This is a genomic window from uncultured Ruegeria sp. (assembly GCF_947497005.1).
Lineage (GTDB): Bacteria > Pseudomonadota > Alphaproteobacteria > Rhodobacterales > Rhodobacteraceae > Ruegeria.
Map to the genome: position 1 here is coordinate 31,692 of NZ_CANMFF010000024.1, position 19,092 is coordinate 50,783.

The 19,092-nt window shown below is 53.3% G+C and carries 18 protein-coding genes and 1 pseudogene; 10 read left to right on the plus strand and 9 right to left on the minus strand.

Translation table 11 applies throughout. The features are described from left to right. Position 1 precedes the first annotated feature (1 nt). The gene (locus Q0816_RS22825; RefSeq protein ID WP_298854964.1) at positions 2 to 598 is read right to left on the minus strand and encodes a DUF6088 family protein; all 597 of its coding nucleotides are present in this window, start codon (positions 596 to 598) and stop codon (positions 2 to 4) included. A gap of 269 nt (positions 599 to 867) precedes the next feature. Here Q0816_RS22825 and Q0816_RS22830 point away from each other — a divergent pair, with 269 nt between their 5' ends. From Q0816_RS22830 to Q0816_RS22840, 3 genes are read left to right on the plus strand one after another with little or no spacing between them, the layout of a single operon-like run. Further along, on the plus strand, positions 868 to 1,497 hold the full coding sequence (locus Q0816_RS22830; RefSeq protein ID WP_298854966.1) for an AAA family ATPase: 630 nt from the start codon (positions 868 to 870) through the stop codon (positions 1,495 to 1,497). Continuing rightward, a complete protein-coding gene (locus Q0816_RS22835) occupies positions 1,482 to 2,570 on the plus strand; it encodes an AAA family ATPase (RefSeq protein ID WP_298854968.1) in 1,089 nt (362 codons plus the stop codon). The genes Q0816_RS22830 and Q0816_RS22835 overlap by 16 nt, the downstream gene beginning before the upstream one ends. Beyond that, entirely contained in the window at positions 2,563 to 3,969 is a 1,407-nt protein-coding gene (locus tag Q0816_RS22840) for a UvrD-helicase domain-containing protein (protein WP_298854970.1), read from the plus strand. The genes Q0816_RS22835 and Q0816_RS22840 overlap by 8 nt, the downstream gene beginning before the upstream one ends. A gap of 95 nt (positions 3,970 to 4,064) precedes the next feature. On the opposite strand, the gene Q0816_RS22845 is transcribed toward Q0816_RS22840, so the two are convergent. Next, positions 4,065 to 5,585 (minus strand): DUF4041 domain-containing protein, encoded by a 1,521-nt coding sequence (locus Q0816_RS22845; RefSeq protein ID WP_298854971.1) that lies wholly within the window; start codon positions 5,583 to 5,585, stop codon positions 4,065 to 4,067. A 409-nt stretch (positions 5,586 to 5,994) separates the two neighbouring features. On the opposite strand from Q0816_RS22845, the gene Q0816_RS22850 reads away from it, so the two are divergent. Next, positions 5,995 to 8,418 (plus strand): arylsulfatase, encoded by a 2,424-nt coding sequence (locus tag Q0816_RS22850; protein ID WP_298854972.1) that lies wholly within the window; start codon positions 5,995 to 5,997, stop codon positions 8,416 to 8,418. Positions 8,419 to 8,611: 193 nt separating this feature from the next. Here the strand turns inward: Q0816_RS22850 and Q0816_RS22855 are convergent, their stop codons facing one another. Both Q0816_RS22855 and Q0816_RS22860 read right to left on the minus strand, forming a co-directional pair. After that, positions 8,612 to 9,121: a nucleoside deaminase gene (locus tag Q0816_RS22855; protein ID WP_298854973.1), complete on the minus strand. Its 510-nt coding sequence runs from the start codon at positions 9,119 to 9,121 to the stop codon at positions 8,612 to 8,614. Positions 9,122 to 9,258: 137 nt separating this feature from the next. Then, on the minus strand, positions 9,259 to 9,936 hold the full coding sequence (locus Q0816_RS22860; protein WP_298854975.1) for an ankyrin repeat domain-containing protein: 678 nt from the start codon (positions 9,934 to 9,936) through the stop codon (positions 9,259 to 9,261). A 139-nt stretch (positions 9,937 to 10,075) separates the two neighbouring features. On the opposite strand from Q0816_RS22860, the gene Q0816_RS22865 reads away from it, so the two are divergent. The 4 genes and pseudogenes from Q0816_RS22865 to Q0816_RS22880 all read left to right on the plus strand — a co-directional run bounded on the left by Q0816_RS22865 (position 10,076) and on the right by Q0816_RS22880 (position 13,284). Further along, positions 10,076 to 10,396, plus strand: coding sequence for a WGR domain-containing protein (locus Q0816_RS22865; RefSeq protein ID WP_298854978.1), 321 nt, complete (start codon positions 10,076 to 10,078; stop codon positions 10,394 to 10,396). 179 nt (positions 10,397 to 10,575) lie between these two features. After that, positions 10,576 to 10,886 (plus strand): annotated as a pseudogene (locus Q0816_RS22870) (M48 family metalloprotease); the annotation flags it as partial. Between the two features lie 60 nt (positions 10,887 to 10,946). Then, positions 10,947 to 12,812 (plus strand): molecular chaperone HtpG, encoded by a 1,866-nt coding sequence (htpG, locus tag Q0816_RS22875; protein WP_298854980.1) that lies wholly within the window; start codon positions 10,947 to 10,949, stop codon positions 12,810 to 12,812. Between the two features lie 154 nt (positions 12,813 to 12,966). Then, positions 12,967 to 13,284, plus strand: a complete 318-nt coding sequence (locus Q0816_RS22880; protein WP_298854982.1) for a polymer-forming cytoskeletal protein — start codon at positions 12,967 to 12,969, stop codon at positions 13,282 to 13,284. A 148-nt stretch (positions 13,285 to 13,432) separates the two neighbouring features. Here Q0816_RS22880 and Q0816_RS22885 read toward each other — a convergent pair whose 3' ends face one another. Both Q0816_RS22885 and Q0816_RS22890 read right to left on the minus strand, forming a co-directional pair. Further along, positions 13,433 to 14,773 (minus strand): hypothetical protein, encoded by a 1,341-nt coding sequence (locus tag Q0816_RS22885; RefSeq protein WP_298854984.1) that lies wholly within the window; start codon positions 14,771 to 14,773, stop codon positions 13,433 to 13,435. 120 nt (positions 14,774 to 14,893) lie between these two features. Beyond that, the gene (locus Q0816_RS22890) at positions 14,894 to 15,148 is read right to left on the minus strand and encodes a DUF6429 family protein (protein WP_298854986.1); all 255 of its coding nucleotides are present in this window, start codon (positions 15,146 to 15,148) and stop codon (positions 14,894 to 14,896) included. 395 nt (positions 15,149 to 15,543) lie between these two features. Here Q0816_RS22890 and Q0816_RS22895 point away from each other — a divergent pair, with 395 nt between their 5' ends. Beyond that, positions 15,544 to 15,972 carry a hypothetical protein gene (locus Q0816_RS22895; RefSeq protein WP_298854988.1) on the plus strand — a complete coding sequence of 143 codons (429 nt, stop codon included), beginning with the start codon at positions 15,544 to 15,546 and terminating at the stop codon, positions 15,970 to 15,972. Between the two features lie 198 nt (positions 15,973 to 16,170). Here Q0816_RS22895 and groL read toward each other — a convergent pair whose 3' ends face one another. Beyond that, complete coding sequence (gene groL / locus Q0816_RS22900) at positions 16,171 to 17,823, minus strand: chaperonin GroEL (RefSeq protein ID WP_298854990.1); 1,653 nt, start codon at positions 17,821 to 17,823, stop codon at positions 16,171 to 16,173. A gap of 51 nt (positions 17,824 to 17,874) precedes the next feature. Further along, positions 17,875 to 18,186 (minus strand): co-chaperone GroES, encoded by a 312-nt coding sequence (groES, locus tag Q0816_RS22905; protein WP_298854992.1) that lies wholly within the window; start codon positions 18,184 to 18,186, stop codon positions 17,875 to 17,877. A 333-nt stretch (positions 18,187 to 18,519) separates the two neighbouring features. On the opposite strand from groES, the gene Q0816_RS22910 reads away from it, so the two are divergent. Then, positions 18,520 to 18,798 carry a WGR domain-containing protein gene (locus Q0816_RS22910; RefSeq protein ID WP_298854994.1) on the plus strand — a complete coding sequence of 93 codons (279 nt, stop codon included), beginning with the start codon at positions 18,520 to 18,522 and terminating at the stop codon, positions 18,796 to 18,798. On the opposite strand, the gene Q0816_RS22915 is transcribed toward Q0816_RS22910, so the two are convergent. After that, positions 18,777 to 19,092 (minus strand): hypothetical protein (locus Q0816_RS22915; protein WP_298854996.1); only part of this gene is annotated, 316 nt, incomplete at its 5' end. The genes Q0816_RS22910 and Q0816_RS22915 overlap by 22 nt on opposite strands.

Consider the following 19,092-nt stretch of genomic DNA (forward strand, 5'->3'; position numbering starts at 1 on the left):
ATCAGTTCCGCGCCACAATTTGCTGCACTACAGGGTGCATCCAGGCCGGCACATACCTGCTTTGTTTTGCGAGCAATGCCCGGTCCTTGCTATCCAGATTGCGCGCCAGCGTGTCGACAACCCGGCTATCCACCTGGTTCTTGCCGACATAGCGCAACGCCTGAAATACGGTGCCGGTTTTCTGGCCCGCACCAACTAGCGTTTTGGATGATGCATTCCGGAACTGGATGACTTGGCGACCAACCGTCTTGGTGCGGGTCGGGCCGTCGGTCATATAAATAGGCTTGGACGGCACCTGGGTTGACAGCCCCAACTGGTTGGCTGCCATGGCAGGGGAGGGCTGTAGAACCTGATTATCCTTACGCGCAATCGCTTTGGCAATGTCATCGGCAGACGGAGACAACAGCCCTAAACGGGCGCTCTTTCTTGGATAGTCGTAAAGCCCACGCGTCAACCGCCGGATCACCCCTTGATCCGCCAAACGCGACAATGCCTGATCCACGCTTGCGCGGGAGCCGATATCCAGAAAGTCCAGAGGCGCAAAGATTGCCCCCCGGCCTTTTCCGATGATGCGTTGTCTGATCGATGAAGTAATCATAGCTTTCTCCTTGTCAGAAAATATAGTACTTTTTTCTGACTTTCAAGTTATGGGAAAACCGAGGTGGCTTTGTAAGTAGGGCGGGCAGCGGACTTTCGCTGCACATACTGAGACTTCCATCGTTCTGAGCTAATTCAGACATTCGAGACTGTGCGATTCCCCCTTACGACTCGCACAACTCAAGGTTAAGCTGCTGGCTGGCTGCATACTTAGAATTTCTTAGAAACTAAAGATAGTTGGCGGCTCTTTGAGTAATTTAGGGAACTACTATGGCCCGTATCCGCAAGCTTGAAATCTACAACTTTAGAAGCATCCAAAAACTTGTTTGGCTCCCCTCTGCAAACATGAACTGCCTTGTCGGTCCAGGTGACAGCGGGAAATCCACGGTATTGGATGCGATCGATTGGTGTTTAGGAGCGCGTCGCAATCTCCCTGTCACAGATGCTGACTTTTACAATATGTCCGTGGATGAAGATATAGTTGTACGAGCAACTATTGGCGAACTAGAAGACGGGCTTAAATCGCTTGATACCTATGGTCCTTTTTTGTTGGGGCTCACCAAAGAGGGAAAACTTGAAGACGAACCGTTAGATGGTTCGGAAACGGTACTTACAATTCAGCTTACAATCGCTGATGACCTGGAACCACAGTGGAATCTAACGTCCAGCAGAGCAGAGGCTCAGGGTCTTGTCAGAGGCCTCACTTGGAGAGACAGGGTTTCGATCGCACCTAATCGTATCGGAGTTTTTGCAAATCAACATCTTGGGTGGCAACGAGGCTCAATATTGAATGCTCTCACTGAGGAAAAAGCAGATGCATCGGCTGCGTTGGCTGAAGCCGCCGGCAAGCGCGAGATAGTTTCGGCGACACTGCCGGAGATCAGTTGGAGGAAACGCTAGATATCGTTTCTGATGCCGCTCATGCACTTGGTGTGAATGTCGGTGACACGGTCCGAGCGCTGCTGGACGCCCATTCGGTGAACTTTTCAGGGAGTGCGATTTCGCTGCACGGCTCAGAAGGTGTTCCACTTAGAAAGTTGGGCCTTGGATCAAGTCGTCTTCTCGTTGCTGGGCTTCAAAACCGGGTTGCCGAAAACTCCTCAGTTGCACTCGTTGATGAAGTTGAAATCGGACTAGAGCCACATCGAATATCAAAGTTTCTTTTAGAGCTTGGATCGAAAAACGAGGAAACGTCGTGTCAGATATTTATGACCACCCACTCACCGATCGTCCTACGCGAATTGAGCGGATCACAACTATATATTATTAGAAGCGGCGACGAGCATTCCGTCGTTCGAGCGGGTACAAAAAATGCTATTCAAGGTACGCTTCGCGCTGCGGCAGAAGCCTTCTTGGGTACCCATGTATTGGTTTGTGAAGGTGCTACTGAGGTAGGGCTGGTTCGCGGCCATGATCGCTATTTGGCGGAGAAGGAATGTTCGACTTTCGCTGCGGCGGGTGGTGTATTGGTCGACGCTGGCGGGGTGGATAAGATTTATAGAACCGCCGCATCCTTTCAAGCGTTGGGATACGGCGTTGCGACCCTCAGAGATGATGATGTCCAGCCCAAAGAGGAAGACGAAAAAAAGTTCATCAAGGCAGGTGGAACGGTCTTCAAATGGACAGAAGGCTGGGCAATCGAAGCAGAGTTATTTGATTGTGTCAGTGATGATGTAATTCTGGAGCTATGGGCCTACGTCAAAAAGCTGCATGGCAAGCAGCGAGTTCTGGATCACCTAAGGACCGCGTGTGCGGGGCCCGTCGATCCTGAAATTTGGTTCGATGATTTGGACGACGAGAAGCGGGAAAAATTGGCCATCGCTGCGGGTAACGGCTCATGGTTCAAACGAATTTCTCACATGGAGGAAGCCGCGTATTCGATAATCTGCCCCCATTTAGATGACTGCGTACAGCCTGAACTGCAAGATCGACTTGACAAAATTCTCAGGTGGTCCGGGGCTGCGGATGACTGATATTGATCTGTTAACTGTCGAACGCGGCATGGTAATTGCCCCAGCGGGGTGCGGGAAAACACAGCTCATTGTAGAAGCGCTTCGTCGCAACAACTCCGACAAGCCTGTTTTGGTATTAACACACACTAACGCCGGAGTGGCAGCCCTAAGGCAAAGGCTGGCTAAGGAAAAGTTGCCCGCTGGTGGCTACAAGTTGGCGACGATTGATGGGTGGGCACTGCGGTTGGTTTCTACATTTCCCGAGCGGTCTGGATATGATGGCGGCGCAAATCCCAAGAAACCTAACTATTTGAAGATCAGGAAGGCCGCTTGGGGGTTGCTTAAAGCAAACCACATAACTGATGTGCTTAAAGCCAGCTATTCTCACATCTTAGTTGATGAGTATCAGGATTGCTCCCACAACCAGCATGCCATTTTGTTTTATGCTGCGAAACATTTGCCCTGCTGTGTATTGGCGGATCAGATGCAAGCAATTTTCGGATTTGGGAATGACCCGTTGGCCGATTGGGATAAGCATGTTTCAAAACACTTCCCGAAAATCTCAGAGCTAGATGAGCCCTGGAGGTGGAAAAATGCAGGAAACGAAGAACTTGGGCAGTGGCTCCTCTCTGTGCGGAAAACTCTCCTTGTGGGTGGGGAAGTTGATTTGGACACAGCCCCCAAGTCAGTTAAATGGGTCGAGTTAGATGGCGACGATGATCATTCAAAACTTGTAGCTGCAGCACGATGCGCTCACAAAAATAAGGGTGAAACCTCTCTGGTGATTGGCGATAGTATGTCCGCTTCGAGCCGTTATAAGGTCGCAAAAAGCGTTCCCGGTATAGTCGCTGTTGAGCCAGTTGATCTCAAGGATCTCACAGCCTTTGCAGGTAACCTGGATTTGTTTGACGGGTATTCCGTCGGTGAGACGCTAGATTTTGCTGAAAGCCTCATTACCAACATAGGTTCTGACGGCATCCAGAAACGCATGAAATCTATAAAAAATGGTAAATCAAGGACTGAGCCGAGTGACTTAGAACTACTCGCTCTAGAAGTCGAAAACGCGCCTACTTTTTCAGGATTGGCTCGCATCCTGTCTTGCTGCTCAGCTCAAAGCGGATCCCGTTGCTATAGGCCCGGCGTCCTACGTGCTTCCCTCCGTGCGTTGTCATTGGTTCAATCAAATCCGGATTTGAGTTTTATCGACGCTGCGGTGCAAGTTCGTGAAGAAAGCCGTGCCGTCGGTCGCCAATTACCTTTGGCTGCTATTGGTTCGACCTTACTGTTAAAGGGTTTGGAGGCGGACCATGTAGTTGTCCTGAATGCCGATAAGCTTGATGGTCGAAACCTCTACGTTGCAATGACGCGAGGAGCCAAGACTATAACTGTATGTTCCAAGAATAGCTTACTGAAACCCTGATAGACGAATGTCAGCTTTTGATGCTGCACTACCGCAGCAATATTGGTGACGAATGGCTGGTATGGGCCGATGGCAGATTTGGCTGAGTCTGCAAACTAAATCTCCATAGGCAGTTCTCTTGCATCATTCTCAGCGAGACGTTCAGCAAGTTCCTTTCTCTTCGCCAAAGTCTCATAAAATTCCTGAGCCTCAATATCGGTATGAAAATCCGCGTCAGGGGCCAAACGCTGCACAGCTTCTTCGACCTCGGCTAGGGTCACTCGAAAGAACTCCTTACGCATATTTGCTGCGTTAATCCGTTGTTCGGCAAACTCAGTGTGCAAGGCCGCTTCAAGTGCAGGTGCCTCTTCGGAGTAAATCATCGCATGTGTATCGAACAAAAACGGCACTGACGCATCGCCCAGCTCACGTACGCGGTCTGAGGGGTCCAGCCTTCTTGTTAGGCCAATCTTTACAACATCTTCCCCAAACGAACCGATGTTTGAAATGACGTAAACGAAACCGCTCTTAGTCTTTTCAGCCATGGCCTGCGCTCGTTCGCTTTTTGCATGGGCTTCAGCCAAAAGTTGCTCCAACTCTTGGACTTTTGCGCGGTGGGCGTCCGAGGTAACGACGCCAAGCTCAGCCCGTGCTTTTTCCAAAAGCTGTTGATAGCGCTCTTCTTCTTTTTGTGCTGCCTTGGCTTCTTGAAGAAGGCGTTTTTCTTCTCGTTCGAGGCGGGACGCCTCTGCGCGTTCATCGCGTTCTATTTTTAATTGTTCTCGATATTCGTGCGTAAGCCGAAGTTCCCGCAACTTAGCTCTTAAGTAATCCTCAGAAATTATTACATTGTTAGAAGCATTCAGCTTGTCGATAGCGTCGCGTGCACGGACAATCCGCTTCTCCATCGCTTGCACGTTGTTCCAGCGTGTATTTGCTATTGCGGCCTCGCATTCATTATTAAAGGCCCGCAAGGTAATGCGAACAGCGCGATTTATCATCGTTTCGCCTTTCTTCACGCTACCATCAACGGTCCACTCTTTGGTGCCAAAGACCGCCGTCTTGCGCTTAACCATATCCTTTTGGTCATCGCGGGTATCCTTAATCGCCGTTTTGAATGCTTCACTGTCACCAAAGTCAAAATGGGGTTCGTAGACACCCAGCTCAGCCAATGCCAACCTTTCATCGAATATCGCGAGTTCGCTCTGCAAGCGGTCGTAGGTGGACCGCTTCTGCTTATAGTCTTCGCGTAGTTCACGAATGTTGTCCTGCATTGCACGGGCTTCGCCGTTAAGTTTGGAGACCTTAGACTGGGTTTCATCGACTTGGCTTTGACCAAGAACCTTTAGCCGTTCTACTTCGGCTTCCAAATCAACTATTGCGGCATAGCGTTCCAATGCTTTGTTATGCTCGGCCTGAACCGTCTCTGCCTTTCTTTCGGCCTCGGTCCGTGCTTCGTTTAACCGAGCGTCACAGTCCTTCTGAAGCTTGGCAATGTCTTGCTCTGCCTTCTGGGCAATCGCTAGCTCTGCCTTTTTAGCACCGCGCAATCGAAAATAGAGGATTGGCGACAAGAGCGCCAAGACTAACAGGAGTATGACAAATGCGACGGGAGTAAAACTTTGTGTTTGTTCCATGATCTCATGGAAACATTCTCGCTTTGATCATGCAACCAGAGATAGTTGGAAGGGCGCTCCCGCTCTCACAGTTCGTCGCCATGGGTCTCTCGCCATGAATGTCTGCAATGCGGGCTACGACCGCAGCATTCGAATTCGGTGCTCAACGTCGGCTTGGGGCCGCTTGAAGACGGCCCGCCTCGCTTAAGGTCAGTCGCCTCTGAAACCCGCAAGACGCCCATTCAACTGGCTGATGGGTTTCGCTCCTAGGATCGAAATATGCAGTATTACTGATTTTGCGAAGCCGGGCGGGGCCCATGGATGAGATGCGAAACCTAACCGTTGATTGAGAACTTTGCATCGATAAGATGAATGCAAAGAACGAAATGCATTTACTATTCTGCTTTGCAATTTTTTGGAGGTTTGATCGATGGTGAGACGCACAACCACATTGGGGATGATTATAGCCCTCAGCCCGATCGCGGTGCTGGCTCAGGATGCCCCTGTTATGAAAGAGCCTCTTGGCTATCCGGGTTTCAACGGGAAGATCGAGTTAGATGTCAGAGACTCACAGTCAGACTGGACGCCGTTCACGCCAAAGGCGGCACCAGAAGGTTCACCAAATATCCTGTTCGTCCTTTATGACGACACCGGATTGGGTGCGTGGTCGCCCTATGGCGGCAAAATCAATATGCCGACGATGGATGACCTTGCGGAGCAGGGGCTGACGTTCACTCAGTGGCATACCACGGCGCTTTGTTCACCAACACGTTCGACCCTGTTGACAGGCCGCAATCATCATCTCAACGGGATGGCTGCGATCACGGAAACCGCCGACGGCTTTCCAGGGGCCAGCGGACGGTTACCTCCGCAAGTAACAACGATCGCAGATGTTTTGCAGGCCAACGGCTATAGTACATTCTGGATTGGAAAGAACCACAACGTCCCGGAGCAGGACGTCGCTTCGGGCGCAAGCCGCACCGACTGGCCTTTGAACCAGGGCTTCGACAGGTTCTATGGTTTCCTGGGTGGTGAAACCAATCAATGGTATCCTGACCTAGTCGAAGACAACCAATTCATCGAGCAACCCTATGGTCCGGAAGATGGCTATCACCTGTCCAAGGATTTGGCAGACAAAGCCATCTCGATGCTGCGCGACCAGAAAGCAACCAACCCGTCAAAACCCTGGTACATGTGGTTCAATCCCGGGGCCAATCACGCCCCTCACCACGCCTCGACGGAATGGTCGGACAAATACAAAGGCGTCTTTGATGAGGGTTATGACGTCTATCGTGAGGAAATCACCAAAGCCATGATCGAACGGGGAATTGTACCTGAGGGCACGGTCAATACGGAATTGAACTTTCTGCCTGAAGGGATCGCCAACCCCGATGATACCATTCGCCCTTGGGACAGTCTTAATGACGACGAAAAGAAACTGTTTGCTCGCATGGCCGAGGTTTATGCGGGTTTCTCGGAATATACTGACAGCCAGGTTGGACGAATTGTCGATTACCTGAAAGAAACTGGGCAGTATGAGAACACTCTGATCATCTATGCTGCTGACAACGGAGCCTCTGGCGAAGGGTCACCGAACGGGTCTGTGAACGAGAATAAGTTTTTCAACGGCTTCCCGGATGAGCTCGCGGAGAATATGAAATATCTCGACACGCTGGGTGGCCCTGAAACCTACAACCACTATCCAACAGGTTGGGCCGCTGCCTTCTCGGCTCCGTTCAAGATGTTCAAGCGCTATTCAAACTATGCAGGTGGAACCAATGATCCGCTTGTCATGTCATGGCCAAACGGCATCAGCGAGGGAGGTGAAATACGGCACCAGTATCACCATTCGGTTGATATCGTTCCGACCATTCTGGAGATCACCGGACTGGAGATGCCCACGACAAACAATGGCGCCGAACAATACCCTCTATCCGGCGTGTCGATGGCATACACCTTTGACGCGGAACCGGACGATCCCACCCAGAAAGAGGTCCAATACTACACGATGCTTGGTACGCGCGGCATCTGGAAAGATGGCTGGAAAGCCGTCGCCGTTCATGCGCCACTGACCGGGGCAAGCAATTTCGACAAGGATGCTTGGGAACTTTACCACGTCGATGTGGACCGTTCTGAAGCAAACAACCTCGCCGAACAGGAGTCTGAAAAGCTGCAAGAGCTGATCCAGGTTTGGTTTGATGAGGCCGCAAAGAACAATGTACTGCCCCTTGATGACCGAAGCGCAGTTGAAATCCTTGGAATCGAGCGTCCGACTGCCGAGCCTCCGCGTGATACCTATGTCTACTATCCGAACACGACCTGTGTGCCGGAAGGTGTAGCCGTCAATGTACGTGGACGGGATTATAAGATCCTTGCCAATGTTGAGATTGAGGATGAAGACACCAATGGCGTCATATTCGCCCATGGCTCGCGGTTCGGTGGCCATTCGCTATTGGTCAAGGACAAGAAGCTTTACTACGTCTACAACTTCCTGGGCATCCAACCGGAGCAGACATTTGAATCAAACGTTGAGTTGGAACCGGGCGTGTATACGTTGGGAATGGAATTCGATGCCACTGGCACAGGTGATAATGGCGAGGTTCTGGGCTCGATGAAGCTTTACATCGACGATCAGGAGGTGGCCTCAGGCGATATGCGCACACAATCTGGCAAGTTCACGCTGTCTGGGGATGGGTTGTGCATCGGATATGACAGCGGCGACGCCGTTAGCCAGCTTTACAGCACCCCGGGGGAGTTTACCGGTGGCAAGATTCAGAAAGTGGCCGTGTCTGTGTCTGGCGATAGTTATGAAAGCCTGGAAGCCGCTGCGAAGCGTATGCTGAAGCGGCAATAAATGAGACCGGCAATTGCAAGGAGTGCGCAACTGGCGCACTCCTATCATCTGAAGCCGCAATTGAGCATTTCGACTATAAAATCCCCTCCCAGTTAAACATTGTAGGGCCAATTCTTATGTCTGCTTTGGGCCGAAGGTTTCCCGCCGTGGGATGCGAACGCGAAAGGAACTTCGCTGGTGGCTGACGACCTATCTAACCGCAGAGCTTCGGTGATCCCGCGCTCCTGATTTCCTGACCATAGAACATGTGACGAATCCCAGCCCAAAAGGCCGCTGCTTCACACATGGGACATGGCCTGGAAGATGAATACATGACCGCTCCATGCAATTCTCGGTCATTGGGACGGCGCGCCGCGTCTCTGATTGCGGCCATTTCAGCGTGGCCCGTGGGGTCTTGATCCAAGATTACCCTGCTCCATGATTGGCCAATGATATCATTGTCGCGCACCACAACTGCACCATACTCCTGATCTCCATGGTCAATTGCATACTGACGCATCTCGAAAGCGCGCTCCATGAACGTGGCATCGTTGGGATCATTTGGTTGAGGTATCGCGTTGTCCGAACTCGAAGAAGTTTGACCTGCGACGGAGCTGCTCATTCCGACCGTCAGTGCGCTAAAGCCTGATGCAGCGAGAAAGCCGCGCCTCGCGAAAACAAGTGCGCTCTGGCAGACCTGCTCATGTTTTTTGATCTTGTTCATTTTGCCGACATCCGTGAGATGTATTCATCTTTATCACCACCCTACCACGAGAAGACCTTGATCTGAGGTCGGTCTTATCCAAGCTGCCATCGGCGCCTTAGAGGTGAAACTCAAAGCTTCAGTTTGCCAAACTGATCTCAGTCGTCTTTTCTTAACCGCTCTGCCATCTCAGCAAATCCGCGTAGTTCGGCGTGTTCGAGTGGCGTGGTTCCGTTGCGATCGGCAAGCGATCTGTCAGCACCCGCCGCTAACAATGCATCCAGAACTTTAAGATGATCCGGGCCGCCGTCGCCAAGTACAACGGCTTCGATAACTGCAGTCCAGTGCAGATTGTTCACATGGTCCAGCGGCGCGCCAGCGGCGATCAGCCGTCGGACAATCTCGACATGCCCGAGATGCGCGGCCGCGATCAGTGCGGTTCCTTCATAAGGGCTGGTCGTCAGGCCCGGATCATTGCCCAACGCGATTGCAAGGGTCATCAATTCCAGATCATTTGCAACGGCCGCAATCGTGACCACGTCGTAGTCCTGACCTTCTAGCGCGTTCATGTTAGCACCGGCCTCGGCTAGCGCGCGCAACGCCTCGTCCTCTGAAGCAAAGGCTGCCACATGGGCTGGCGTGCGGCCTCGCGAGTCCCGCGCGTTGACGTTTGCCCCCGCCGCAACGAGCTGCCGGATCATTTCTTCGTTGCCGGTGTGAGCGGCTGCGAAGAGACCGTCGTAATGCGAGACCTCACCAACTGAAGGCGGCGTCTGCGCCGCACCGGCGTTGGCGGCAAGACCCGTCACAAACGTAAATAGTAGAAGACGAAACATGGCCAATCCTTATTCTTACACATTGGTCAGGAGGGTGCGATAATAATAGCGGATTTATTCAACGCCAGATTCCATTCAGGATCAGAATCCTTTCCGAAGAATTGATCTTGTAATGTCATTGGACAGAAGAGCGGCGCCAATGGATAATCGGGCTATGGAGCAGACAGACACCACACCTGTCCACCTGATCCACGTGGACCCGGACGTCAACATGGCGCGGTTCTATGGAATAGAAATGCAGCCGACACTGTTTGGGGAAGTTTCTGTGTTTCGAACCTGGGGACGTATTGGCACAAATGGGCAAGTCATGAAGGTGACGTATGATGACGAAGCTGAGGCTGTCGACGCGCTCCAGAAACTCAACAAGCAGAAACGACGTCGAGGGTATGTCCCGGTAGGTGAGTACCCCATGGCGGCTAGTCCAGTTTCGCACTGGGCTTTTATCCGGCACTGTGTCTAGCAGCTTACTTTACACGGAACTTGAGAACTTCGAGCTGGATACCTTCTCATTGGCAAATCTCGAGCCTGCCGACTCGTGACCGGACTCTAGGTTTCAGCCGACATATCGGCTTCCACCCAGAACACCCCAGCATGATCTCCCTGACTCAATTCAGCACTTCCAGCACTCAGTGAAATCGTCTCGCTTACAGCCGGGTGCGTGAGTATGAAGCAGATGCCGAGGGGGCTGCGATTTGTGGCAATCCTGATTGGTTGGCCTCGGCGCTTGCCCGATTGGGCAAGCTCTCTGGCCGGATCGACAATATTGCTGCCGAGCGTAACCGGCCACGGCGCATATGTTCATCGTCAACCCGCTTCATATGCAGGCGGTGGATAGCCTTTTTGCCACGCACCCGCCGATAGACAAGCGCATCGCCAAGTTGCGGGCACTTGGTGGTGCCAAAGGGTTGAAAAGCAGCGCCCAACCATCGAGAAGCGGCCCGTGGGGCTAGTTGAAACCGGCATGATAGATCATTAGTTTGCGCCGCGATTGCTAATAGGAGTTACGAGCCATGACAGAGACCCTTGAGAAAGAAACGTTTTCCTTCCAGACCGAAGTGGGCCAGCTTTTGGAAATCGTCGCAGGTTCGCTCTATTCCAACCGCGAGGTGTTTTTGCGAGAGCTTGTCTCCAATGCTTCCGACGCCTGTGACAAGCTGCGCTACGCAGCGCTGACCGACGCGTCGCTCGCACCATCCGAGGATTTTGCGATCACGCTCGAGATCGATTCCAAGACCAAGACGTTGTCGATTTCGGACAATGGTATCGGCATGAACCACGCTGATCTGCTTGAAACCCTTGGCACTATTGCCAAATCCGGCACCAGTGCTTTCATTGAAGCGCTCAGGGCTGACGACAAAGCCAAGCCAGGCCTGATTGGCCAGTTTGGTGTGGGTTTTTATTCAGCATTCATGGTGGCGTCTCGGGTCGATGTCGTGACCCGCAAGGCAGGCGAGAGCGAGGCCTGGCTTTGGTCTTCTGACGGCAAGGGCGAGTTCTCCATCGAGCCGAACGAGCGCGTGACCAACGGAACTACAGTGACGTTGCACCTCAAGAAAGACGCCAAGGAGTTTGCCGAAGAGGCCCGTATTCGGCACATCATCAAGACCTACTCCGAGCATATCAACTTCCCGGTCAAACTTGGAGAAGACACGCTCAATTCAGCCGAAGCGCTTTGGACCCGCCCTGCGAAGGACATCTCGGAGGAGCAATACACCGAGTTCTACCGTCACTGCTCGCACGCCTTTGATGCGCCGTGGAACGTGATGCATAATAAGGTCGAAGGCACACTCAACCACACCAGCCTGCTTTTTGTGCCCAGCGCCCAGCCGTTCGATCTCTTTGAGCCCGAGCGCAAGAGCCATGTGAAGCTCTACGTCAACCGGGTCTTCATTTCGGAGACTACGAAGGATCTGATACCAGCGTATCTGCGCTTTCTGCGCGGGGTTGTAGACAGCCAGGACCTGTCTCTGAACGTTTCGCGAGAGATGTTGCAGACCGATCCGCAGCTCGCCAAGATCAAGACATCGATCACGAAGAAGGTATTGAGTGAGCTGAAGAAAAAAGCCACCAAAGCACCTGATGACTACGCAACATTCTGGGGCAATTTCGGTGCAGTGCTGAAGGAAGGCCTGGTCGAAGATGCCGCGCTCCGCGATCGGATCCTCGAGATTTGCCGCTTCGCATCCACCGCTGTCGGCGACTTGACAAGCCTTGCCGATTACGTGGCCCGCATGAAAGAGGGACAAGAGGCGATCTTCTACATCGCTGGCGAAGATCCGGCCAAACTGGCCCAGTCTCCAAATCTGGAGGGCTTCAAAGCCAAAGGGGTCGAGGTGCTGCTCCTGTCCGACCATGTGGATGAGTTCTGGTTGCAGCACATCACGGAATTCGACGGCAAGCCATTCAGGTCCATCACCCGCGGGACAGCAGATCTCGACGAGATCAAGACAGATGAAGCCCAACCGGAAGAAGACAAGCCCGAAGAAGCTGATCTCTCTGCCCTGATCGCTGCGTTTAAAGCCGAACTGGGCGAAGCGGTCAAAGACGTGCGCCCTTCGAATCGTCTGACCGACAGCCCTGTTTGCCTCATAGCCGATGACGGGGACATGGATGTCAATCTGGAGCGCCTGTTAAAACGCCACGGGCAGTTGCAGCACGGCGCCCCGCGCGTTCTTGAGCTGAACCCCAGCCATGCGATCGTTACAAAACTGGCAGACCGTGCCACGCAAGAGAATGTGAACGATGACGACCTGCTGAAAGACGCCGCCCATCTATTGCTGGATCAAGCCCGCATCGTTGAAGGTGAAGCCCCCATCGACTCATCCGCATTCGCACAGCGTATGGGCTCGGTTCTGGCGCGCGCCTTTGCCAAGTAGAGAGAGCATCCGGAAATGCAAATACAGCAGTCCTGCAGTATTGCCTTTAGCCAAAGGCGAATCTTCGCCCCGGGACTAGGTCACCTTAGACGCAGGTGGCCAAATCCCAGCTTCCGTTTTAGGGTCGCCGCTATCTCAGTCAGAGGATCTCAATGTGGCCAGCTCAATAGTAGAAGAAGACCTGACAATCGAAGGCAATGTCGTTTCAAGTGCGGGCGGCGTTGAAGTCAAAGGCCGTGTGGTCGGGGACATCAGCGCTGATACAATCACTGTTCAGGTTGGCGGGTCGGTTGACGGTGCACTGTCGGCAAAAAAGATCGTTATGGAAGGCAAGCATCAAGGTCGTCTGAAATGTGACGATCTGAAGATTGCATCGACTTCACATGTTCAAGCTGATGTAGAGGCCAGGACTTTGGCAACCGAAAGCGGTGCGAAGATTGTAGGCAAAGTCAACATTGCGGGCGGGCAGTAGGGCACGTCAACGACCAGTATCATAGTTACTCTTCAGGCAAATGCGATTGCCTGGTTTTGAGTGGAACTTGAAAGGCTCGATGCGTATCGTCAGGGAAGCTGCCCAGCAAACTGCTTCCGTAGAATGGCTCGATTGTCCAGGCTATCTGTCATTTTCGGTGGTCTGACAGGTCCAGCTCGTCCCACATCCAGCTGAAATCATAATCTGCAACAGGAGAGCCGGTCTGACGAGCGCTGCGGTTTTCGATTGTCTTTAGCCATTCAATCACTTGTTTCTTGCCTGCGGCGCTGCGACTGGCCTGGCGGGGAGTTTTGTCACCCAAGGCCGGTATCGGCTGGTCGAGCGTATCACGGTAGTGTTGGTCGAGATGTTCGTGGGCGAGCTGCCGGGCCAGGGCAGGGGGGATGTCCTCTTCAGCAGAGGGTCCGGTCTCTTGATTGTCCTCTGCCATCATCTGCTCAACGGTCTGGATTGCTGTCAGCGGCGGCTTCACCAGATCACCCAGCAGCTCAAGGATATATGCTTCGCCACGTCTCGCGCACGCGACTGAATCCACAGACAGCGTCAGCGCCCTGCCTTTCAGGGAAAGAGATCCGAGGACCGCAGCGCCAGAGATTGATTTGTCCAGGACCAGGCCGGTCGTGCGTCGCATGCCGCCCGCGTTGTCCAAAGCCAGCCATGTCCATTCTTTCTGACCCGAGGCCACGAGTTCAGCGGCCTGCAACAGTCGCTCTGAAACTCGGTTTTGTGTCACTCCGCTGGCGAGGGGAAAACGCAGATCATGAAAGACCAGATCGTCACCATCACTGTTGCTGATCTGTGGTGGTTCCGGATCCAGCAGATTCGGCAAATGTGCAAAAAGCCAGGCATTTGCGAAGAAGGGTGCGGAGCGCCGTAATTGATCCGGCGTCAGTCGCAACTGATCTGTCTCATTCAGTTTCAGGATGGTCCGAAGCTCATCATCGAGCAACGCAACAGCGTTTGCGTCGAACGGCAGCAGGGCGCCCGAGATTATGTTGTGATCACCCTGCCTGACCACCCGAACAACGATGCGATCCCATTGTTGCACCATTTGTGTGGCGCTTTTTTCCCGAACGGTGACGGGGCCGGTGTCTGACAGCAGGTCCGTCAGCACCATGGATTTGCCTGGTTTGATGGTGCTGACTTCGTAGAGGCTGACGGGAGCGTCCCGCATCCCCGCGATATAAGCTCGGGTCTGGGCACTCTCCTTTGATCCATGCCGTTCTAGATAAGCATCGGCGGCGTTTTCATTGTTTGGTCCAAATGTTCGGCCCAGAAGATCCTCCAGCCCGCCGCCCCACAGGACCATTGGCCAGTCTTCGCCCAGCAGATCAGTCAGGTCTTCGAAGTCGAGATCAAATGTTTCGAGGGTCGGCAGAAAGTGCTCTTCCAGAACGTCCGCAAGACGCTGGTGCCAGGTCTCGTCGCTGGTAACAAACTTAATGAGCCCCTCAAGATCATGCGCCATTGACCTGCACCCTTCTTCATCGTTTGTCGGACGGGGTTGGCCTATCGCAAATTGCAGCTGTCAGCCAGATGCCAGGCATTTCTCGGCGAAGATTATCTCGGTGGTTACGTGTTGGATTAACTATTGCCTGGGTGTCCGCGCAAAAAGCTCTGCAAAGAGTGCTTCTGATCGGCGCAGACCCTCGTCTGTCAGCACCACTGACTTTGCCTTACCTATAGGGTCCAGGATCAGCCCTTTGTGGTGCAACCGGTCGAGCGCGTCCCAGTCAAAACCCTTCCAGGCGCGCCGCTCATCATGCAGCGTCAACCAAAGCAACGCCAGAACCGCGTTGTCCACCTTGTCTTCATCTATCGTCATGACCATAGCGGACGCCATCAGGGCAGGGTCCGTCAACCCCGTTTAGGTTAGGCCAGAGTGCTGTCCATTGGCGCTCAACCAGACCCCTTACGGCTCAGCCTGCCTGAACGCGTTAAAAAAGATAAAGATCCACTGCTGTGAACGCGGGACCGGACAAGTATCGGTTTCAGATACTCACGCGCATTGCTGCTAAACTCAATCGCATAGCATCAGGGAAATACCATCAGTCCAACCAATTACGGCGAACTGCTTTCACAATATACGCCGCGGCGTTCCAGAGACTCATCAAGGTCCGGTTGGCCGCATTGCGCAGCGAAGAGCATTCGCTGGGTAGGAAGTACACCAGGTCACCCACACACAACAAAGCCCGCTGACCAAATCAACTCAGACATCGAAAAGGGCTGAGGTTGCCATTGTCAGGCCTCATTTCCATGGTGATCCCGTACCGTAAACGCATGTTTGAAAAGGAGTATTTCATGCGCAGGTTTATTACTGCCGTTGCCCTTCTGTCCGTTGTCTCTGCCTGCGCGCAGTCGCCGGATAAGGTTGGCGCAACGTATGTCAGCCCATCAGTCTTCGATGGGCGTTCGTGCCAGCAGTTGCACGCCGAGCGCAACCAGATTGCAAGTAACGTAAATAAGTTGACGGCCGATCAGAAGAAATCCGCTACGAATGACGCCGTTATTACCGGCGTGACGCTGGTTCTGTTCTGGCCTGCCGCATTAGCAATGGCTGCGACCCAAGATCATGCCGACCAATTGGCAGCGGCTAAGGGTAACTACGACGCCATTACGCAGGCCATGCAAGCAAAGAACTGTCCGCAGATCGGCGTGACTGGTTAAGGTTCCCAAATAGCAACTTGGAAAGGGGCATAAGAAATTGTGCTCCCTTTTCGAATGGAGCATTGCGACCATCAATTTAGAAAAGAAAGCTGGCAGGGCGGTCAGTGTTTCAGCGGGTTGGTCGGTGGTTGCAGCGCCATAAACGAAACGAGGCCGCCCGAAGGCGACCCCGATCCTTAGCACTATGGCTTAAGCAGCTTACATCATGCCGCCCATGCCACCCATACCGCCCATGTCGGGCATGCCGCCACCGGCAGGTGCGCCTTCTTTGGCAGGCTTGTCTGCAACCATTGCTTCGGTGGTGACCAGCAGACCTGCAACCGATGCCGCGTCTTCCAGAGCAGTACGGACAACTTTGGCCGGGTCGATGACGCCGAACGAGAACATGTCGCCATATTCTTCGGTCTGCGCATTGAAGCCGAATGCTGCGTCGTCGCTTTCGCGAACTTTGCCAGCAACAACTGCACCGTCTACGCCTGCGTTTTCAGCAATCTGACGCAGGGGCGCTTCGATTGCTTTGCGAACGATGTTGATGCCTGCGTCCTGATCGGCGTTCGCGCCTTTCAGCGACTCCAGTGCTTTACCGGCCTGAACCAGAGCAACACCGCCGCCAACGACCACGCCTTCCTGAACAGCAGCGCGGGTTGCGTTCAGAGCATCGTCCACACGGTCCTTACGCTCTTTCACTTCCACTTCGGTCATGCCGCCGACGCGGATAACGGCAACACCGCCTGCCAGCTTGGCAACGCGCTCTTGCAGCTTCTCACGGTCGTAGTCCGACGAAGTTTCTTCGATCTGGGTGCGGATCTGAGCAGCACGTGCTTCGATCTCGGCCTTCTCGCCAGCACCGTCGACGATGGTGGTTTCGTCTTTGGTGATTTCGATTTTCTTGGCAGTGCCCAGCATGTCCATGGTCACGGACTCGAGCTTCATGCCCAGATCTTCGCTGATGACCTGACCACCGGTCAGGATTGCGATGTCCTGCAGCATGGCTTTGCGGCGATCGCCGAAGCCCGGTGCTTTGACAGCAGCAATTTTCAGACCACCACGCAGTTTGTTGACAACCAGAGTTGCCAGCGCTTCGCCTTCAACATCTTCAGCAATGATCAGCAGAGGCTTTTGCGACTGGATGACCTGCTCGAGCAGCGGAACCATCGGTTGCAGCGAGGACAGTTTCTTTTCGTGCAGCAGGATCATGCAGTCGTCGAGCTCTGCGATCATCTTGTCTGCGTTGGTGACGAAGTAAGGCGACAGGTAGCCACGGTCGAACTGCATGCCTTCGACAACATCGGTCTCGGTTTCCAGACCTTTGTTTTCTTCGACGGTGATAACGCCTTCATTACCAACCTTCTGCATCGCGTCTGCGATCTGCTGACCGATTTCGGCTTCGCCGTTGGCCGAGATGGTGCCAACCTGCGCAACTTCTGCAGAGTCTTTGACTTCACGCGAAGCATCTTTGATGCCTTCAACAACCTTGGCAGTTGCCAGGTCGATGCCGCGCTTCAGGTCCATCGGGTTCAGGCCTGCAGCAACCTGCTTCAGACCTTCTTTGACAATTGCCTGCGCCAGAACAGTTGCAGTGGTGGTGCCGTCACCGGCTTCGTCATTGGTGCGGCTGGCGACTTCTTTCACCATCTGCGCGCCCATGTTTTCGAACTTGTCTTCCAGTTCGATGTCCTTGGCCACTGTCACACCATCCTTGGTGATGCGCGGTGCGCCGAAGGATTTGTCCAGAACCACGTTGCGGCCTTTGGGGCCCAGCGTCACTTTAACGGCATCAGCCAAAATATTGACACCGCGCAACATGCGATTGCGGGCATCGGTCGTAAACTTGACGTCCTTAGCAGCCATGTGACTTGCTCCTTAGTATGTTGTTTATTGTTACCTGGTGAACCTGAGGCGTCAGGCGGCTTTTGCCGCGGCAGAATCCTCGATGATCCCCATGATGTCGCTTTCTTTCATGATCAGCAGCTCTTCGCCGTCGATGGTGACTTCGGTGCCCGACCATTTGCCGAACAGGATCTTGTCGCCAGCTTTTACAGCCATTGCGATCAGTTCGCCGTTGTCCTTGCGTGCGCCTTCGCCGATTGCAACAACTTCGCCTTCGCTGGGCTTTTCTTTTGCGCTGTCCGGAATGAGCAGGCCGCCAGCGGTTTTTTCTTCGCTCTCAACGCGACGAACCAGCACACGGTCATGTAAAGGTTTGAAGGCCATTCTGAATTCTCCTCATTTGGCGATTCATCCTATTAGCGCTCCCTGTTGAAGAGTGCTAACAAGCGGGATTTTGGAAAGAAACAGCACCGTTTCAAGAGGTGTAAAGAAAAAAATCTTTACGCAAAGTCAAAAGAGAATTGTTTCGTTTGTATTCAGAGTATTACCGTTGATGAAGTATCTCGATATTCGGCCCATCTATTTCGAAACAACCTCGTTATCACATCAGCGGTCGAGAAGGGTAAAATCTCTTGTCGATCGGTGGGGCTTTTCCCAGGTGTCAAAAAGGTAAAGAATCCTTACCTACGAATTGTTCTCGTAAAGTCATTGGACAGGATGGCTGAATTAACCGACAATCGTGTCATGGAGCTGACAGACACCACACCTGTCCACCTTATCCACGTGGACCCGGACGTTAACATGGCGCGGTTTTATGGAATTGAATTGCAGCCGACACTGTTTGGGGAAGTGTCCGTGTTTCGCACCTGGGGATGTATTGGCACAAACGGGCAAGCCATGATGGTGACGTACGAAGATGAAGCCCAGGCTGCTGCGGCGCTCCATAACCTCGAAAAGCAGAAACGCCGTCGAGGTTACGTCCCGGTCGGTGAATGACTTCGGGTTGTACACTGTTTCCCTGACAAATCCCGAGCCTGTCGTCTCGTGACCGGGCTCGAGGTTCCAGCCGACATATCGGCTTCCACCCAGAACACCCCAGCATGATCTCCCTGACGCAGTAGCCCCTGACCCGTCTCATTCGAGCCGGGGCAGGGGCTTTGGGTCATGGCCATGCCGCGGTGATCTGCCCATTCGGGTGATGATCCCTTTTGCTCTCCCGCAGGATCAAAGATCCTTTGGCTTCTTTTGTTGGTCAGGCGGGATTTGGACAAGCCAAACGCCACCCGATGT

Excerpts from the sequence above, each read along its gene's own strand:
- Q0816_RS22825 (WP_298854964.1), bottom strand. The coding sequence starts at position 598 with ATGATTACTTCATCGATCAGACAACGCATCATCGGAAAAGGCCGGGGG.
- Q0816_RS22830 (WP_298854966.1), top strand. The coding sequence starts at position 868 with ATGGCCCGTATCCGCAAGCTTGAAATCTACAACTTTAGAAGCATCCAA.
- Q0816_RS22840 (WP_298854970.1), top strand. The coding sequence starts at position 2,563 with ATGACTGATATTGATCTGTTAACTGTCGAACGCGGCATGGTAATTGCC.
- Q0816_RS22845 (WP_298854971.1), bottom strand. The coding sequence starts at position 5,585 with ATGGAACAAACACAAAGTTTTACTCCCGTCGCATTTGTCATACTCCTG.
- Q0816_RS22850 (WP_298854972.1), top strand. The coding sequence starts at position 5,995 with ATGGTGAGACGCACAACCACATTGGGGATGATTATAGCCCTCAGCCCG.
- Q0816_RS22855 (WP_298854973.1), bottom strand. The coding sequence starts at position 9,121 with ATGAACAAGATCAAAAAACATGAGCAGGTCTGCCAGAGCGCACTTGTT.
- Q0816_RS22860 (WP_298854975.1), bottom strand. The coding sequence starts at position 9,936 with ATGTTTCGTCTTCTACTATTTACGTTTGTGACGGGTCTTGCCGCCAAC.
- Q0816_RS22865 (WP_298854978.1), top strand. The coding sequence starts at position 10,076 with ATGGATAATCGGGCTATGGAGCAGACAGACACCACACCTGTCCACCTG.
- htpG (WP_298854980.1), top strand. The coding sequence starts at position 10,947 with ATGACAGAGACCCTTGAGAAAGAAACGTTTTCCTTCCAGACCGAAGTG.
- Q0816_RS22885 (WP_298854984.1), bottom strand. The coding sequence starts at position 14,773 with ATGGCGCATGATCTTGAGGGGCTCATTAAGTTTGTTACCAGCGACGAG.
- Q0816_RS22890 (WP_298854986.1), bottom strand. The coding sequence starts at position 15,148 with ATGGCGTCCGCTATGGTCATGACGATAGATGAAGACAAGGTGGACAAC.
- groL (WP_298854990.1), bottom strand. The coding sequence starts at position 17,823 with ATGGCTGCTAAGGACGTCAAGTTTACGACCGATGCCCGCAATCGCATG.
- groES (WP_298854992.1), bottom strand. The coding sequence starts at position 18,186 with ATGGCCTTCAAACCTTTACATGACCGTGTGCTGGTTCGTCGCGTTGAG.
- Q0816_RS22910 (WP_298854994.1), top strand. The coding sequence starts at position 18,520 with ATGGCTGAATTAACCGACAATCGTGTCATGGAGCTGACAGACACCACA.